Annotated in this window: 17 protein-coding genes; 7 read left to right on the top strand and 10 right to left on the bottom strand. The window is 64.5% G+C overall.

Going from position 1 to position 16,562, the window contains the following annotated elements:
- Positions 1 to 55 precede the first annotated feature (55 nt).
- The 6 genes from RFA01S_RS24205 to RFA01S_RS24180 all read right to left on the bottom strand — a co-directional run bounded on the left by RFA01S_RS24205 (position 56) and on the right by RFA01S_RS24180 (position 6,067).
- Positions 56 to 1,225 carry an ABC transporter ATP-binding protein gene (locus RFA01S_RS24205; RefSeq protein ID WP_027498036.1) on the bottom strand — a complete coding sequence of 390 codons (1,170 nt, stop codon included), beginning with the start codon at positions 1,223 to 1,225 and terminating at the stop codon, positions 56 to 58.
- Between the two features lie 5 nt (positions 1,226 to 1,230).
- Positions 1,231 to 2,064 carry a carbohydrate ABC transporter permease gene (locus tag RFA01S_RS24200; protein WP_027498037.1) on the bottom strand — a complete coding sequence of 278 codons (834 nt, stop codon included), beginning with the start codon at positions 2,062 to 2,064 and terminating at the stop codon, positions 1,231 to 1,233.
- The gene (locus RFA01S_RS24195; RefSeq protein WP_032406323.1) at positions 2,064 to 3,008 is read right to left on the bottom strand and encodes a carbohydrate ABC transporter permease; all 945 of its coding nucleotides are present in this window, start codon (positions 3,006 to 3,008) and stop codon (positions 2,064 to 2,066) included. Before RFA01S_RS24195 ends, RFA01S_RS24200 begins: the two co-directional genes overlap by 1 nt.
- Entirely contained in the window at positions 3,005 to 4,327 is a 1,323-nt protein-coding gene (locus RFA01S_RS24190) for an ABC transporter substrate-binding protein (RefSeq protein ID WP_027498039.1), read from the bottom strand. The genes RFA01S_RS24195 and RFA01S_RS24190 overlap by 4 nt, the downstream gene beginning before the upstream one ends.
- A gap of 196 nt (positions 4,328 to 4,523) precedes the next feature.
- Positions 4,524 to 5,012, bottom strand: coding sequence for a YflT domain-containing protein (locus RFA01S_RS24185; RefSeq protein WP_027498040.1), 489 nt, complete (start codon positions 5,010 to 5,012; stop codon positions 4,524 to 4,526).
- 98 nt (positions 5,013 to 5,110) lie between these two features.
- On the bottom strand, positions 5,111 to 6,067 hold the full coding sequence (locus tag RFA01S_RS24180) for an HpcH/HpaI aldolase/citrate lyase family protein (protein ID WP_032406322.1): 957 nt from the start codon (positions 6,065 to 6,067) through the stop codon (positions 5,111 to 5,113).
- A gap of 60 nt (positions 6,068 to 6,127) precedes the next feature.
- Here RFA01S_RS24180 and RFA01S_RS24175 point away from each other — a divergent pair, with 60 nt between their 5' ends.
- From RFA01S_RS24175 to RFA01S_RS24150, 6 genes are all read left to right on the top strand, one after another.
- The gene (locus tag RFA01S_RS24175; RefSeq protein WP_027498042.1) at positions 6,128 to 7,402 is read left to right on the top strand and encodes a magnesium transporter MgtE N-terminal domain-containing protein; all 1,275 of its coding nucleotides are present in this window, start codon (positions 6,128 to 6,130) and stop codon (positions 7,400 to 7,402) included.
- Positions 7,403 to 7,422: 20 nt separating this feature from the next.
- Positions 7,423 to 7,953 (top strand): DUF1003 domain-containing protein, encoded by a 531-nt coding sequence (locus RFA01S_RS24170; RefSeq protein ID WP_045840756.1) that lies wholly within the window; start codon positions 7,423 to 7,425, stop codon positions 7,951 to 7,953.
- A gap of 125 nt (positions 7,954 to 8,078) precedes the next feature.
- Positions 8,079 to 8,951 (top strand): lytic transglycosylase domain-containing protein, encoded by an 873-nt coding sequence (locus RFA01S_RS24165; RefSeq protein WP_032365384.1) that lies wholly within the window; start codon positions 8,079 to 8,081, stop codon positions 8,949 to 8,951.
- Between the two features lie 70 nt (positions 8,952 to 9,021).
- Positions 9,022 to 10,158: an Mrp/NBP35 family ATP-binding protein gene (locus RFA01S_RS24160; protein WP_032406321.1), complete on the top strand. Its 1,137-nt coding sequence runs from the start codon at positions 9,022 to 9,024 to the stop codon at positions 10,156 to 10,158.
- Positions 10,159 to 10,250: 92 nt separating this feature from the next.
- Positions 10,251 to 11,708 (top strand): amino acid ABC transporter substrate-binding protein/permease, encoded by a 1,458-nt coding sequence (locus tag RFA01S_RS24155; protein WP_032369630.1) that lies wholly within the window; start codon positions 10,251 to 10,253, stop codon positions 11,706 to 11,708.
- Positions 11,705 to 12,478, top strand: a complete 774-nt coding sequence (locus RFA01S_RS24150) for an amino acid ABC transporter ATP-binding protein (protein WP_032406320.1) — start codon at positions 11,705 to 11,707, stop codon at positions 12,476 to 12,478. The genes RFA01S_RS24155 and RFA01S_RS24150 overlap by 4 nt, the downstream gene beginning before the upstream one ends.
- A gap of 159 nt (positions 12,479 to 12,637) precedes the next feature.
- Here RFA01S_RS24150 and tatB read toward each other — a convergent pair whose 3' ends face one another.
- The 4 genes from tatB to sigE form a co-directional block, all read right to left on the bottom strand.
- The gene (gene tatB / locus RFA01S_RS24145) at positions 12,638 to 13,102 is read right to left on the bottom strand and encodes a Sec-independent protein translocase protein TatB (protein WP_032406319.1); all 465 of its coding nucleotides are present in this window, start codon (positions 13,100 to 13,102) and stop codon (positions 12,638 to 12,640) included.
- Between the two features lie 18 nt (positions 13,103 to 13,120).
- Entirely contained in the window at positions 13,121 to 14,626 is a 1,506-nt protein-coding gene (locus tag RFA01S_RS24140) for a S1C family serine protease (RefSeq protein WP_032406318.1), read from the bottom strand.
- An 84-nt stretch (positions 14,627 to 14,710) separates the two neighbouring features.
- Entirely contained in the window at positions 14,711 to 15,037 is a 327-nt protein-coding gene (locus RFA01S_RS24135) for a hypothetical protein (protein WP_032365497.1), read from the bottom strand.
- 16 nt (positions 15,038 to 15,053) lie between these two features.
- Positions 15,054 to 15,680: an RNA polymerase sigma factor SigE gene (sigE, locus tag RFA01S_RS24130; RefSeq protein ID WP_045840779.1), complete on the bottom strand. Its 627-nt coding sequence runs from the start codon at positions 15,678 to 15,680 to the stop codon at positions 15,054 to 15,056.
- 239 nt (positions 15,681 to 15,919) lie between these two features.
- On the opposite strand from sigE, the gene RFA01S_RS24125 reads away from it, so the two are divergent.
- On the top strand, positions 15,920 to 16,531 hold the full coding sequence (locus RFA01S_RS24125; protein WP_032365496.1) for an O-methyltransferase: 612 nt from the start codon (positions 15,920 to 15,922) through the stop codon (positions 16,529 to 16,531).
- Positions 16,532 to 16,562: the final 31 nt, after the last annotated feature.

Genomic DNA, 16,562 nt, shown 5'->3' with positions numbered 1-16,562 from the left:
GTGAGTGGAACTTCGTAGTGGGCTACGAAGTTCCGCTCACATGCGGCGCAGCCGCTCAGATTGTCAGGTTCGCACCCGACGCCTGGTCGAACACCGAGATCTTGCCCGGGTCGAACCACAGTTCCACCTGACCACCCTCGGCGGCCTTGGATTCGGCTGCCAGACGCGCAACCACCTGTGCGCCACCGAGATCAGCGATACCGGCATCGGCGGCCAGCTCCTGGAGTTCGCTGGACTCGACCTTGGCACCCTTCAGCGTGAAGTAGACGTACTTGTCGCTGCCCATGGACTCGAGCACGTCGACGGTTGCGGTGAAGGTGGCACCGCTCATCTTCTGGTAGCCGTCGATCAGTGCCGCGTCCTCGAAGTGCTCGGGACGGATACCGACGACCACCTCGCGGCCCGGGTTCTTGGCCTTGATCGCGTCCATTCGCTCGAGCGGGATCTCGATGTCGCCGAGGGCCGTGGACACTCCGTTCGAGGTGAGCTGTCCCGGAACGAAATTCATCGAGGGCGATCCGATGAAGCCGCCCACGAACAGGTTTCGCGGCTTGTCGTAGAGCTCCTGCGGAGAACCGATCTGCTGCACGAGCCCGCCGCGCAACACCACGACGCGGTCGCCGAGGGTCATGGCCTCGGTCTGATCGTGCGTGACGTAGACGGTGGTGGTGCCCAGGCGCTTCTGCAGCCGCGAGATCTCGGCGCGCGTCTGGACTCGCAGCTTGGCGTCGAGGTTGGACAGCGGCTCGTCCATCAGGAAGGCCTTGGGGGTGCGAACGATGGCGCGTCCCATCGCAACTCGCTGTCGCTGACCACCGGAGAGGTTGGCGGGCTTCCGGTCGAGGTGCTGACTGAGATCGAGGATCTTGGCAGCCTCTTCGACCTTGTCGTTGATCTCGGTCTTGGAGAGCTTGGCGAGCGTCAGCGGGAACGCGATGTTCTGCCGGACCGTCATGTGCGGGTACAGCGCGTAGGACTGGAACACCATCGCGATGTCGCGATCCTTCGGTGCCTTCTCGTTGACGCGCTCCCCCGCGATCCGCAGCTCACCCGACGAGATGTCCTCCAGCCCGGCGATCATGTTGAGCGTGGTGGACTTTCCGCAGCCGGACGGTCCGACGAGGATGATGAATTCGCCGTCGGCGATGGTGATGTCGACGTCGCTGACGGCAGCGGCGCCGTCCGGGTAGAGCTTGGTGACTTTGTCGAGAACGATTTCGGCCATGACGGTTATCCCTTCACTGCGCCGGACGTCAAGCCCGCCACGATACGTCGTTGGAAGAAGAGCACGAAAATGATGATCGGGATCGTGATGACGACGGCGGCTGCCGCGATCGATCCCGTGGGCTCCTCGAACTGAGAGCTACCGGTGAACTGCGAGATGGCCGCCGGGACGGTGACCGAACGTTCCGTCGCCGTCAGCGAGATGGCGAGCAGGAGGTCGTTCCAGGCGAAGATGAAGACCAGGATCGACGCGGTGACGATGCCCGGTGCTGCCAGCGGGGCGATGACCTTGCGGAAAGCCTGTGCAGGCGTTGCTCCGTCCATCTTCGCTGCCTTTTCGAGCTCCCACGGAATCTCGCGGAAGAAGGCCGAGAGCGTGTAGATCGCCAACGGCAACGCGAAGGTGATGTACGGAATGATCAGGCCCGGCCAGGTGTCGAACAGCCCGAGCGAGCGCGAGATGTCGAACAGCGGTGTCACCAGCGAGATCTGGGGGAACATCGCGATGAGCAGAGCCGCACCGACCAGGAGCTTCTTGCCCGGAAAGTCCAGCCGGGCAACGGCATACGCGGCCATGGTGCCGATCACGACGGCGATCACCGTGGTGATCAACCCGATTCCGATGGAGTTCACCAGCGCCGAGGTGAACTGGTTGGTGGAGAAGATGCCCTTGTAGTTCTCCAGGGTGAACGACTGCGGGATGAACTTTCCGTCGGCGATCGTGGCCGTCGATTTGAACGACAGGCTGATGATCCACGCCAACGGAACGAGCGCGTAGAGGAGGACGAGGACGTTGACTACCGTCCAACCGACCTTCTTGCGAGGCGTAACAGTGGTCATTACTTGCGGCCTCCGTCGTCGGATCCCGGTGCCGAGGCACCGAACAGCTTGATGAACACGAACGCGATGATCGCGACGCAGAAGAAGATCAGGATGCTGATCGCCGACCCGAGTCCGAGGTTGAACGCGCCGAACAGGTTGTTGTAACCGAGAATCGACACCGATCCTGTCTCGTTGCTCCCTCGGGTAAGGACGTAGATGTTGTCGAAGATGCGGAACGCGTCGAGCGTGCGGAAGAGCACCGCGACGAGAATTGCCGGCTTCATCAACGGAATGGTGATCCGCATCAGCCGCGTCCAACCACCCGCTCCGTCCACCTCGGCGGCCTTGAGCAGATCGTCGGGCACCAGAGCCAGGCCTGCCAGCAGCAGCAGAGCCATGAACGGGGTCGTCTTCCACACCTCGGCCAGAACCACGATCGCGAGCGACGGGAACTGCTCGGTGAGTGGCGCGCTGCCGTCGGGCAACAGGTTGGCGAGATAACCGGTGCCCGGGGTCCAGGCGTAGTACCAGCTGTACGCGGCGGCGACGGTCACGATGCCGTACGGAATGAGCACCACGGTGCGGACGAGTCCGCGGCCGAAGATGGTGCGGTGCATGACCAGAGCCACTGCCAGACCGAGGATGAACTCGATGATCACCGAGATGATCGTGATGCCGGCGGTGACGCCGAATGCCGTCCACCAGTAGCCGTCGGACAGCACGGTCACGTAGTTGGAGATGCCGACGAATTGGCGATCCTCGGGGAACGCGAGGTTGTACTTCTGCAGACTGAGCCAGAAGGCGTAGACGATCGGGTAGCCGGTGACCGCGAGCATCAGGATCGCCGCGGGTGCGACGAGGAGCAATCCCAGGCGTCGTTCGGCTTTCTTACCGTCGGAGATGTTCTTCAGAGCCGCCTGCCGATCGGCGGGCTGCGGCTGCGATTGGGTGGGATCGCTCATGGAATCAACCCTTCGGAATTGACGGCCTTGCTGACCAGTTCTGCGAGCTTGTCCACGTCGGCAACCGGATCGATGTTCTGCGGCGGGTTGAGGGCATCGGTCAACAGAATCGAAATGCTCTGGTAGGCAGGCGAAACGGGCCGCACTGCCGCGGACTCGATGGAACCGAGCACCCCTTCCCATGCGGGATAGACGGCCTGGAACTCCGGATCGGAGTACAGCGACTTCAGCACCGGGGGCACGCCGCCGTTGACGGCGTTGTTGCGCTGATTCTCCTGGTTGGTGAGGCACTCGACGGCTTCCCAGGCGAGGTCCTCGTGCTGAGTGGTCTTCGCGACGCCGATGTTGAAGCCGCCGATGGTGACCTTGGCGGGCTCCCCCGCGTTCACCTCGGGGTACGGAGCACTGCGGAAGACCTCGGCGATGCGTGCATCCTGCTGATCGGCAGGCACATTCGCCAGATCGAGGAACGACACTGCCCCGGCGACGGCGTTCTCCTTCAGGCCGGGTAGCACGAACGGGTAGTTGACCTGGAAGGCCATCCGTCCCGACTCCATGCCTAGTCGAGCTGTCGCCTCGTCGCTCTGCGAGACCGATGGATCGCGGCCGTCGGCCGTGGCCACCCGCTTGATGATCTCGAGGGCCTTCTCGGTGGCGGCGCGGTGCTCGGGAGTGTCGTTGAGGGTCACCGTCGTTCCGTCTTCGGCGACCACCGACCCACCCGCGCTCTCGAGCAGCGAATTGAACCAGACCATGAAGCCCTCGTACTGCTTGGCCTGCACACCGATCTGAGCGGGCTTACCGGCGGCCGCGTTGGCCTCGGCCACGTCGATCAGCTGATCCCACGTCTGCGGCGGGGTGCCGCCCGGCACCTCGTCGGGCCGGTACCAGAGCAACTGGGTGTTGGAGTTGAGCGGAACGGCGTAGAGCTGGTCCTGCCATTCCGCGGTGGCGAGCGGGCCTTCCAGGGTGGACCCGTCGCGCAGCTTCGCCGAGAGGTCGTCCGGGACGGGCAATGCCCATCCGGCCTCGGCGAATTCGGCGGTCCAGACGACGTCGAGCGTCATCAGATCCAACGTCTTGTCGTTTCCGGCGAGACGCCTCGCGAGCTGCAGGCGCTGATCGTTGGCACTCTTGGGCAGTGTTCGCTGCTCCACCCGATACCGGCCGTTGGAGGCGTCCGAACACACCTGTGCCGCAGCGGCGTACTGCTCTGCGCCGTCTGCGGCAGTGTAGAAACTCAGAACCGGAACCGAACTGTCCGACGAACCACACGCTGCGAGCAACGGACTCGTCACCAGAGCCGCTGCCGCCAACACCCCTATCCTCGTTGCTTTTCCACGCCTACGACCACGATGTCTCGGCACTGTCCCGCCTCCGTACGTTCGGTTACTCGCGCAGCCCTTGTGTCGGCACTGCCGTGCACGAGAGAAACGTAACCGAACTCACTGGCCTCGAGGGCGATTTGGGGCTATTCCGTTACCTGTCGGTTGCCTGGTCGTCCAACCGTTGTGATCAAATCGACAGTTTGGCGAGCAGGTCCCGTGCTTTCTCCGCCGTCCGAGGCTCGCAGATGACGTCGTAACGTCCGGCGACCAACTGCATGCTCGACGCGAAATCGCGCTGCCCCTTGGTGGCCGCGTACGGAATGGACGCCGAGATCAAACCGAAGATGATGCCGCCGCCGACGCCGATGAGCAGAGCTCCGAAGATGTTCTCGCTGAAGATGCCGAGGACCAGGCCGAGGAAAACCCCGAGCCACGCTCCCGAAACAATGCCTCCACCAATAACTTTGGGCCAGGTGAGGCGGCCGAGGACGCGTTCGACCTGCATCAGATCGACGCCGACGATGGTGACGTCCTGTACCGAGAATTCCTCGTCGGAGAGGAAATCGACGGCGCGCTGCGCCTCGGCGTAGGTGGGGTAGGAACCGATGGGCCAACCGGACGGCGGCGTCGGCAGTCCTTGCCCTGGGCGGCCCGGCTGTGAGAGGGGATTGGTCATGACTCCATTGTGCCCCGAAACGGACTTTTCCGGTCGCTTCTGCAGGCTCCGCTCCGGCACCGTCACACCCATTGTTCTGTCCGCGAACACTGCGTGGATCAGGAGGTGGGCGGCTCGAACGTCGTCGTGCGTGTCAGACCGGCCGCGCGGCCCTTCGCCGAGACGACCAGCGCCATCTTGCGGCTCGCCTCGTCGATCATCTCGTCGCCGAGCATCACCGCACCGCGAGCGCCGCCCGCCGCCGAGGTGTGGAACTCGTACGCGTCGAGAATCAGCTCGGCCTTGTCGTAATCGTCCTGTCGTGGCGCGAAGATCTCGTTGGCCGCCTCGATCTGCGTCGGATGCAGCACCCACTTGCCGTCGAACCCGAGGCCGGCCGTCCGTCCCGCGGCCCGGCGAAACGCATCGAGATCGCGTATCTGCAGGTACGGTCCGTCGATTGCCTGCAATCCGTGCGTCCGAGCCGCCAGCAGGATCGTCATCAGAATGTGGTGATAGGCGTCGCCGGTGTCGTATCCCACCGGCTGTTCCCCGACGACGAGGGTGCGCATGTTGACGCTCGCCATCAGGTCGGCCGGCCCGAACACCAACGTCTGCACCCGGGGGCTCGCGGTTGCGATCTCGTCGATGTTGCGCAGGCTGCGCGCGCTCTCGATCTGCGGTTCGATGCCGATGGCCCCGACGTCGAGACCGTGCTTCTTCTCGAGTTGCGTGAGAAGAAGATCCAATGCCTGCACGTGCGCCGCGCACTCGACCTTCGGCAACAGGATGGCGTCGAGATTTCCACCCGCCCCGGAGACGACGTCGATGACGTCTCCGTACGTCCACTGCGTCGTCCAGTCGTTCACGCGCACGACCTTGAGCTGATCGCCCCAACCGTCGGAGTTCAACGCGTCGACGATGCGTGCGCGGGCCTCGACCTTGGCGATCGGCGCGACGGCGTCCTCGAGATCGAGGAAGATCGCGTCGGCAGGCAAGCCCTTGGCCTTGGCGATCATCTTGTCCGAACTGCCCGGAACGGCCAGTACCGATCGACGCAATCCCGAAGCACCCATCGAAAGCACTACCCCTGTCTGATTCACCCGCTGTATTGCCCTGCCTCTAACCTTGCCATCATGGCAGCACTGAGCAAGGTATTCGCGGCCAGGCTCGCCGGCCTCGGCGTCCTGGGCCCCGACGGCGAATCGATCGGGCGAGTGCGCGACGTGGTGGTCTCCATGCGCGTGGGCAGGGCACAGCCGCGAGTCCTCGGACTCGTGGTCGAATTGGCAACGCGCCGAAGAATTTTCGTCCCAATGCTGCGAGTGACCAGCATCGAGCCCAACTCCGTTCAGCTCACCACCGGAAACGTCAGTCTGCGCCGATTCACTCAGCGCGCGAACGAGATTCTGGTGTTCGCGCAGATACTCGACTCCAAGGTGCGCGTCGACGATCCCGAGCTCGACGAGTTGCACGACACCGATTCCGTCGTCGTCGATCTCGGCATCGAGCTCACCCGAACTCGAGACTGGAAGGTCGCACGCGTGGCGGTGCGTAAGCAGCGCCAACGCCTTGCGCGACGCGGTGCCATCCACGTCGTCGACTGGCAGCACGTGCAGGGGCTCACGCAGAACGAACTGTCGATGCCCGACCAGGGTGTGGCGCAGCTGTTGATGCAGTTCGAGGACCTGCGCGCCGCCGACGTGGCGAATGCGATGCGCGAGCTGCCCGTCAAGCGCCGCATGGAAGTTGCGCGGGCGTTGGACGACGAGCGCCTCGCCGACGTCGTCCAGGAATTGCCCGACGACGATCAGGTGGAGCTGATGCACTACCTCGGAGTCGACCGCGGTGCCGACGTGCTCGAGGCCATGGACCCCGACGACGCCGCCGACCTCCTCGGCGAGCTACCCGAGACCGAAGCGGAATCGCTTCTGCGACTGATGGATCCAGAGGACTCCGCGCCGGTCCGCCGCCTGCTCGAACACTCCCCCGACACCGCCGGCGGTCTGATGACGCCCGAGCCCGTGATCCTCACCGCGTCGACGACGGTGGCCGAGGCCCTCGCTCGGGTACGCAACCCCGACCTGACGCCTGCGCTGGCCTCACTCGTGTTCGTGGTGCGGCCGCCGACCGCAACACCGACCGGCCCATATCTGGGCTGTGTTCACCTGCAGCAACTGTTGCGAGAACCCCCGGCGAGTCTGGTGGGCGGAGTCGTGGACAGCGCACTCCCGCGGCTGTCCCCCGAGGACAGCCTGACCGCGGTGACGCGGTACTTCGCGACGTACAACCTCGTCTGCGGCCCGGTGGTCGACGACGAGGACCACCTGGTCGGGGCCGTGACCGTGGACGACGTCCTCGATCACCTGCTGCCCGAGGACTGGCGAGATCAGGAAGTGGCCGGACAGTGAAAGAAACAGCACGCCAGAGAATGGACACGCCGCGCGGTTCGCGGCTGTTCAACGTCAACTTCGACTTCGATCTCGGTAAGTCGGGTGAGAAAGCCGCCAGGTTCCTGGGTACCGGACGCTATCTGGCGATTCAGACCGGCATCGTCATCGTCTGGATCTTCCTCAACGTCGTGGCCGTCAATCTGCAGTGGGACCCGTATCCCTTCATCCTGCTCAACCTCGCCTTCTCGACGCAGGCCGCGTACGCCGCGCCGTTGATCCTGCTCGCCCAGAATCGGCAGGACGACCGCGACCGCGTCTCTCTCGAAGAGGATCGGTCGCGGGCTCAGCAGACCAAGGCCGACACCGAGTTCCTCGCGCGGGAGCTCGCAGCTCTGCGTATCGCCGTCGGTGAAGTCGCCACCCGTGACTATCTGCGCCGCGAACTCGACGACATCAGGGCGTTGCTGGAACAAGCGACGGGTCAACCCGCCAACGCACCGAAGAAGGCGCGCAAGAAAGCGGCCGCGCGCCTGGCCGACGACGCGTCGGGCGAGACCGACCCGCAATAGACCGCGCACCGCTCCGCGCCTGGTAACGGCCCGATAACGGAACAGTCTCGAATCAGGTACCCTCGATCCCGGTCATCAGGTCGGGCCCCGGAGATCATCCGGGGAAATCAGGAGGTACAGCGCGCGTGGGTCGTCACAGAAAAGCATCGAATTCCAAGGTTCGACGGAACTCGGTGATTGCTCTGGCAGGCCTCGTCCCCGCAGGACTCGTCACGGCCGCGACCAGCGCCGGAGCCACCGAATACATCCCGTTCGTCACCGCCAAGACGGCCCCGGCCGCACAGGAATCGAACTCCGTGGTCGAGACCCCGCAGGCGATCGCCCAGGACCAGCAGGCGCAGCCGGTGGCTCAGGCCGAGCTGCCGACACCCGCCCCGGTCCCCGCGCCCGCCCCGGCTCCCGAGATCCCGCCCACACCCGAGCTGCCCACCAACCTTGCGGTCAGCCCGATCGCGATCCCGGTCGTCAACGTCTCTGCATACAAGAACGCCGAACGCATCCTGGCCCAGCAGCAGCCCGGCTGCGGCATCAGCTGGACCGTCATCGCCGGCATCGGCCGCGTCGAATCCACCCACGCCAACAACGGCAAGGTCGACGACTCGGGCGAACTGCACGAGCCCATTCTCGGACCGGTTCTCAACGGCACCCTCGCCGGCAATCAGGTGATTCGCGACACCGACGGCGGCGCGCTCGACGGCGACACCCAGTACGACCGCGCAGTCGGCCCGATGCAGTTCCTGCCCTCTACGTGGAACCTCTACCACGCCGACGGCAACGGCGACGGAGTCTCCGACCCACAGAACCTGTACGACGCGGCCCTGGCCACCGGCATGTACCTGTGCGACGACGGCACCAACGCCCGCGACCTGGCCTCGACCACCCGGGCAATCCTGCGCTACAACAATTCGATGGCCTACGTGGCGAACGTGCTCGCATGGTCGGCCGGTTACGCCACCGGCATCGTGCCCTCCTCGGACCAGCTGCCGCGGATTCACTGAATTCAACGCAGCACTAGATCGAGCTGCCCTGCTGTTCATCGGGACTCGGTGCACCGCATAGCATGAAGCAATGGCTGTACTGACCGAATCCGACGTTCGGACCGCGCTGACGAAGGTCATCGACCCCGAGATCCGTAAACCCATCACCGACCTCGGCATGGTCAAGAGCATCGACATCGCCCCCGACGGAGCCGTCGGCGTCGGCATCTACTTGACGACCTCCGGTTGCCCGATGAAGACCGAGATCAGCGATCGCGTGAAGAACGCCGTCGCCGACGTCGCCGGAGTCGGCACCGTGACGGTCGAACTCGACGTGATGAACGACGAGCAACGCACCGCACTGCGCAAGTCCCTGCGCGGCGATTCCGCCGAGCCGGTCATTCCCTTTGCGCAACCCGGATCGCTGACGCGCGTGTACGCGGTGGCGTCGGGCAAGGGCGGCGTGGGCAAGTCCAGCGTGACGGTCAACCTTGCCGCGTCCCTTTCCGCCCGCGGCCTGTCGGTGGGTGTGCTCGACGCCGACATCTACGGCCATTCCGTTCCCCGCATGCTCGGCAACGACGCGCGACCCACGCAGGTGGAGAAGATGATCATGCCGCCGCAGGCGCACGGCGTGAAGTTCATCTCGATCGCTCAGTTCACCGAGGGCAACACCCCGGTCGTCTGGCGCGGACCCATGCTGCACCGGGCCTTGCAGCAATTCCTCGCCGACGTGTTCTGGGGCGACCTGGACGTGCTCCTCCTCGATCTTCCGCCCGGCACCGGCGACGTGGCAATCTCTGTCGCACAACTGATTCCGAACGCAGAGATCCTCGTGGTCACCACCCCTCAGCAAGCCGCTGCCGAGGTCGCCGAGCGCGCCGGAGCGATCGCACTGCAGACGCGTCAGCGCGTCGCGGGCGTCGTGGAGAACATGTCTTGGCTCGAGCTGCCCGACGGTACCCGCATGGATATTTTCGGATCCGGTGGCGGACAGGACGTATCGGATCGCCTCACCAAGGCCGTGGGTGCAAAGGTGCCTCTGCTGGGCCAGATTCCGCTCGACACCGCCGTCCGCGAGGGCGGCGACGCCGGCACGCCGATTGTACTGAACGACCCGAATTCGCCTGCAGCACAAGCACTCGAGTCGGTCGCCGCAAAGCTTGCGGTACGCGAGCGCGGACTGGTGGGAATGTCGCTGGGAATCGACACGACCCGGAAACTGTAAGGCAGGCGCTTATACCCGACAAACGACGCGGGAGACAGGGTTGGAGCCTTATGATTTGCCTTCAATCCTACTGTCGATAGAGAGTGGCCTTCATGAAGAAGCCGCATCGGGTCAGGCCGGTCGTCGTTCCGGTACTGATCGCACTGCTGATGACCCTGCTGGGATCCGTACTCGGTCCCGGGCTGGCGTCGGCACAACCTGCCCCGCCTGCCCAGAATTACTCGATCGCGACAGACACCACGTTCGCGCCCTTCGAATTCCAGGACGAGACAGGCAAACTCGTCGGAATCGACATGGACCTGCTCGCGGCCATCGCCGTCGACCAGGGCTTCGACTACACCGTCGAACAGGTCGGTTTCGACACCGCACTTCAGGGCGTCACCAGCGGCCAGTTCAACGGAATGATCGCCGGCATGTCGATCACCGACGAGCGCAAGGCCACCTTCGACTTCTCCGATCCGTACTTCGATTCCGGTGTCCAGATGGCGATTCTGGATTCGAACGACGAGATCAAGGGCTACGAAGACCTGCGCGGTAAGTCGGTCGCGGTCAAGAACGGCACCGAGGGTGCGACGTTCGCGACGTCGATCGCCGATCAGTACGGCTTCACCATCCGCAGCTTCGACGACTCCGCGACCATGTTCGAGGAAGTGCGCACCGGAAACTCCGCAGCGGCCTTCGAGGACTACCCGGTGCTCGCCTACGGCATCACCCAGGGCAACGGCTTCAAGACGGTCACCGAGAAGGAAGCCGGTGCCAGTTACGGATTCGCCGTCGCCAAGGGCACCAACGCCCAGTTGCTCGACCAGTTCAACACCGGCCTCGAAAACCTGCGCGCCAACGGCCAGTACGACGAAATTCTCGACACCTACCTCAACGCCGACGCGTCCACCGCCGACACCTCCATCCCCGGCCTGATCGCCAGCAGCTGGCAGTTGCTGCTCAAGGGTCTGTGGCTCACGATCGTGCTGACCGTCATCTCCATCGCCATCGCGTTGGTACTCGGCGGAATTTTCGGCCTGTTCCGCGTCTCGACCAACATCGTGCTCCGCGGCATCGGAACCACCTACGTCGACATCTTCCGTGGCACACCACTTCTGGTGCAGGCATTCTTCATCTACTTCGGCGTACCCGCGGCACTGAACTTTCAGATGTCGGCGTTCACCGCAGGCATCATCACACTCTCGCTCAACGCCGGTGCTTACATGGCCGAGATCGTCCGCGGCGGCATCCTCGCCGTCGACAAGGGCCAGATGGAGGCGTCGCGCAGCCTCGGCATCAGCTACCTCAAGTCGATGCGAAAAGTGGTGATGCCACAGGCAATTCGCACGATGATCCCGTCGTACATCAATCAGTTCGTCATCACACTCAAGGACACGTCGCTACTCTCGGTCATCGGCCTCGCCGAGCTGACGCAGACCGGTCGTCTGATCATCGCTCGCAACTTCGAGTCGTTCAACATGTGGCTCATCGTCGGCGTCCTGTACTTCATCATCATCATGGCTCTCACCAAGCTGTCGAACCGGCTCGAGAAGAGGATCAACAAATGAGCACCGAACTGACCAAGGACCTGCCGGTCGACAAAGGTCCGGGAACGAAGATCTCGATCAAGGCCCTGCAGAAGGCGTTCGGCGACAACACGGTTCTCAAGGGCATCGACGCCGAGATCGCCAACGGTGAAGTGGTCTGCGTGATCGGACCGTCCGGCTCCGGCAAGAGCACGTTCCTACGCTGCCTGAACAAGCTGGAAGACATCACCGCCGGATCGGTCGTCGTCGACGGAACCGACCTGACGGCGAAGAACGTGGACCTGGACAAGGTGCGCCAGAACATCGGCATGGTGTTCCAGCACTTCAACCTCTTTCCGCACATGACAGCCCTCGAGAACGTCATGCTCGCACCCGTCGAAACCAAGAAGATGACGAAGTCGCAGGCCAAGGACGCGGCCCTGCAGCTGCTCGAACAGGTAGGCCTGTCGGAGCGGGCCGACTACAAGCCCGCCAACCTCTCCGGTGGGCAAAAGCAACGCGTGGCCATCGCGCGGGCACTGGCCATGAACCCGTCGATCATGCTGTTCGACGAAGCCACCAGCGCCCTGGACCCCGAAATGGTCGGCGAAGTTCTGCAGGTACTGCGCGACCTCGCCAAGGGCGGCATGACGATGGTGGTCGTCACCCACGAAATGGGCTTCGCGCGTGAAGTCGCGGATCGAGTGATCTTCATGGCCGAGGGCGTCATCGTCGAAGAGGGAACACCCGACGAGCTGTTCGGGAACCCGCAGAACCCACGCAGCCAGGACTTCCTGAACAAGGTGCTCTAGCCACTGGCCCGCCCACTCCCGCCGCCCGCCCCGCCGCGGATCAATGCGCCTTTGTTGCACTCAGAGCGACTGAATCCCACATTCATCCGACGGGGGCGCAGCGGTCGGGCGGGCGCAGCCTGCAGACTGGGTGGTTCGTCGGGCCGGTTGGGGCTATGCCTACGTGGCGTCCGCGTCGATGGGCGGGGTATCGCCCGCCGCGAGTTTCGGTTCGTTCTTGCTCATCGACACGGCTCCCCCGGATGTACTGCCCGAGGACACGCCGTTCTGCGGCGTCGGTCCGCCCATGTTCTTGGGCTTGGTGTCGAAGGGCTTGCCTTTGAAGGTGTCGTCCAGCGGATTTTTGAAGATCGAGTCGTCGCCGTCGAGCAGGTGTTTGGTGATCACGGCTCGGGGTGTCATGCCGCGGAGTTGGTTGAGGTCGGCGAGGGGCTTACGCAGGTCCTCGAAGTCGGTGCCGAGCTCGTCCTTGAGTTGTTGGCTCGCGCCGTTGGCGTAGTCCTTGACCTGGCGGAGGGACTTCGACACCCAGCTGATGGCACCGGGGAGACGATCCGGGCCGAGGATGACCAGAGCTGCTACGAGGAGAATGACGAGCTCTCCCCAACCGATGTTGCCGAACACGGGTGCCAGCCTACGTCGTCAGTCGGAAACCGGCGTGACGGACAGGTCCACCAGCCGTCCGGAGCGGACGAGTTGCACCGGCACCGCCTGGCCGATCGTGGTTTCCTGCACCGCGACGACGAGCTCGTCCGCGTCCCCCACCGAGCGGTCGCCGACCTTGGTGATGACGTCCCCTTCGACGATTCCGGCTTGCTGGGCCGGCCCACCGGCCCGGACGTTGGCGACTTCTGCGCCGGCCGAGGTTTCGTTGATCACCGAACGCGCGTTGATCCCGAAATCCGGGTGCCGCATGACGCCGTCCCGAATCAGGGCCTGCGCCACCTCGGTGACCTCGTCGACGGGTATCGCGAAGCCCAGTCCCACCGATCCCCCGCTCTCGCTTCGGATGGCGGAGTTGATGCCGATGACGCGACCTTCGAAGTCGATGAGGGGGCCACCGGAGTTACCCGGGTTGATGGCTGCGTCGGTCTGAACCGCGTCGATGACGGCGTTGGTGTCGGTGCCCTCCCCCGACAGCGCGACGGGGCGGTCGAGAGCACTGACGATGCCCGAGGTAACCGTCTTGTTCAGGCCGAGCGGCGACCCGACGGCGATGACGTCCTGGCCGACGCGGACGTCGTCGGAGCGTCCGAGCTGAGCCTCGGTGAGGTTGCCGACGTCGGTCTTGAGCACGGCGAGGTCGGTCTTGGTGTCGCGGCCGACGATGCGTCCTGGCACTTTGGTGCCGTCGGAGAAGGTGACTTCGAGGGTCGACTTGTCCTCGTCGGATGCGGCGAGCGAGATCACGTGGTTGTTCGTGACGATGTAGCCCTCGTCGGCGTCGATCACGACGCCCGAGCCGGTGCCTCCGGTCTCGCCGAGGGTCACCTGAATGGAGACGACCGACGGCAGGACCGCGTCGGCCACCTTGCTGATCTGGCCGCGTGGGACGTCGTCGCCACTGGACTGGGTCAGTGTCACTTTCTGGCTGGTCAGTGCGCCGGTCACTTCGGCGGTCAGGCGGCCGAACAGTCCACCGACCAACCCGATGACGAGGGCAAGGACACCGAGTACGACGAGCGCCCGCACGGATACCGATCGCCCGAACAAGACGTCGCGCACGCCGAGCTTGGTTCCAGGAGGGAGTACAGGAGGTGGTGGGGAGTCGAGGGCCGCGCCGCCCAGCGACACTCGGGACGCGGGATCACGCCACGGATCGGCCGGAACCTGGGGGCCGGCGTCGGACTCGTCGGCGGCGTCGGGGTCGCGCTGCAGTGACTCGGTGGCGTCGTCGGGACGTCCGAAGGCCTCGGCCAGGACGGGGTCCGGCGGCCGGACCGACAGCCGGGAAGGCAGTTGTTCGTCGGGGCGACGTGGGGAGAACGAACCGCCGACGTCATCGGGACGTCCGAATACCGAGGCCGACACCGGATCGACGGTGGGTCGATGGACCGGACGCGGCGGCAACCGTGGACCTTCGTCTGCTGTGCCTGTGGTCTCGGTGCTGGTCGAATTCGATGTCACGCGTCCGGTTACCCCTCGCATACGTCGGTGTGAGAGTTCAGTATCACTCGAGCGGTCGGGGCAGCTCGATGCAGGTGAGGACTCGTCGGGCAGAAAACGCGGCGGTCAGCGTCGACGACGGCGCACGGCCTCGACGGACGCCATGAACGACCGCTTGGATCGAGCGGGCCCGTCTTCGCCTGCACAGGACGGAATCTGGCTCAGCAAACCGAGGAGCGAATGTGGCATCGACATCTCGCCTGCTCCGCGGAGCGCTCGACGCGCCTGCTGCTGCGCCTCGACCTCGGCCGAGCATTCCGGGCATTCGGAGAGGTGGTGAGCGGCGCGGAGGTGAGCGGGCATTCGTAGTTCACCATCGACGTAGGCTGCGACGGCTTCACTGGCCAGATGTTCGGTGGAGCTGAATTGCCGAGGCTTGCGTGCCTGCGTCATCCAACCCTCCTCGTAGCTAGTGGACACTTGCGTGACCCGAGTCGACCTTCCCGTGCACTCGAAGGTACTCCCGTAGCGCGTGACGGCCACGGTGAATGCGACTACGAACCGTTCCGAGCTTGACGCCCAGTGTCGCACCGATCTCTTCGTACGACAGTCCTTCGATGTCGCACAACACGATTGCGGCGCGAAACTCGGGTGCCAGCGAATCGAGCGCAGACTGCAGATCCGGGTCGAGGCGAGCGTCGTGGTAGATCTGCTCGGGGTTGGGCCGGTCCGACGGAACGCGGTCGTAGTCCTCGGGCAGTGCTTCCATGCGGATACGGCTGCGGCGACGAACCATGTCGAGGAACAGGTTGGTCGTGATGCGGTGCAGCCAACCCTCGAACGTTCCCGGCTGGTAGTTCGACAGGGAGCGGAACACGCGGATGAAGGTGTCCTGAGTCAGGTCCTCGGCGTCCTGGGCATTGCCGGAGAGGCGGTACGCGAGTCGGTAGACGCGGTCGCCGTGTTCGCGAACGAGCTCGTCCCAAGACGGCATGGTGGAGTTCTCGCCGGTCGCATCGAACACTGCGGTGCCGCTGAGGTCGTCGGGGGTGGGCACGGACTCGGGTAGACGAGCGATGTCGCGATCGCCGTTGATCTTGTAAATAGTTGGATCCTCCTGCTCAGGACTGCGTACGTCCTTCTGATGCAACCGACGACTACCCTCGGATGTTCCAGCTCACACTTCGCAATCGAGACGGACCTGCGATTCCTCCATAGCCTGACCGACCCGCGTGTGGGTCCGGTATGAATCACCTGAGGCCCACCTGAGAATGTGTGCGTGAGATCGAGCCCCGGGCACGATAACCTCGGGACGTGCCGACCAACGCCGAGAAGATGCTCGCTTATGCCGAAGACTCCGCTCAGGAGGACGAGGTTCTGATCGCAGCCAGAGAGCGAGCCGTCGACCTCGGTGCCGCTCCGGTGCCGCCGTCCGTCGGTGCCATCCTGAGCATCTTCACTCAGATGCTCGGCGCGAAGACGGTCGTCGAAATCGGAACAGGCGCGGGAATCAGCGGTCTGTGGTTGCTCGACGGGATGCGTGCGGACGGGGTTCTCACCACCATCGACACCGAGCCCGAGCACCAGCGGGCAGCGCGAGAAGCATTCCGGGCAGGGGGAATTGCGCCGTCCCGCACTCGGCTGATCAACGGCTGGGCGTTGGACGTGCTCCCCCGATTGGCCGATGACACCTACGATCTGGTGTTCATCGACGCCAGCCCTGCGGACCATCCACACTTCGTGGCCGAGAGCGTGCGGTTGCTACGCCCCGGCGGAGTTCTGGTGCTGCACAACGCATTGCTGGGTGGACGGGTGGCCGACCCGACTCAACGAGACGCGACTGCGGTGGCCGTTCGATCGGCCGCGCGCGCCATCGCCGAGGACGAACGCCTGACGACGGTGCTGCTTCCTCTGGGCGACGGGTTGATCTGCGCGTCGCGGGCGTGACCATGTGAGTGGAAACTCGTAGCAGGCTACG

The sequence above is a fragment of the Rhodococcoides fascians NBRC 12155 = LMG 3623 genome, assembly GCF_001894785.1.
Lineage (GTDB): Bacteria > Actinomycetota > Actinomycetes > Mycobacteriales > Mycobacteriaceae > Rhodococcoides > Rhodococcoides fascians.
Note: the sequence above shows the minus strand (reverse complement) of the source record. Positions and strands in the feature narration are given on the sequence as shown.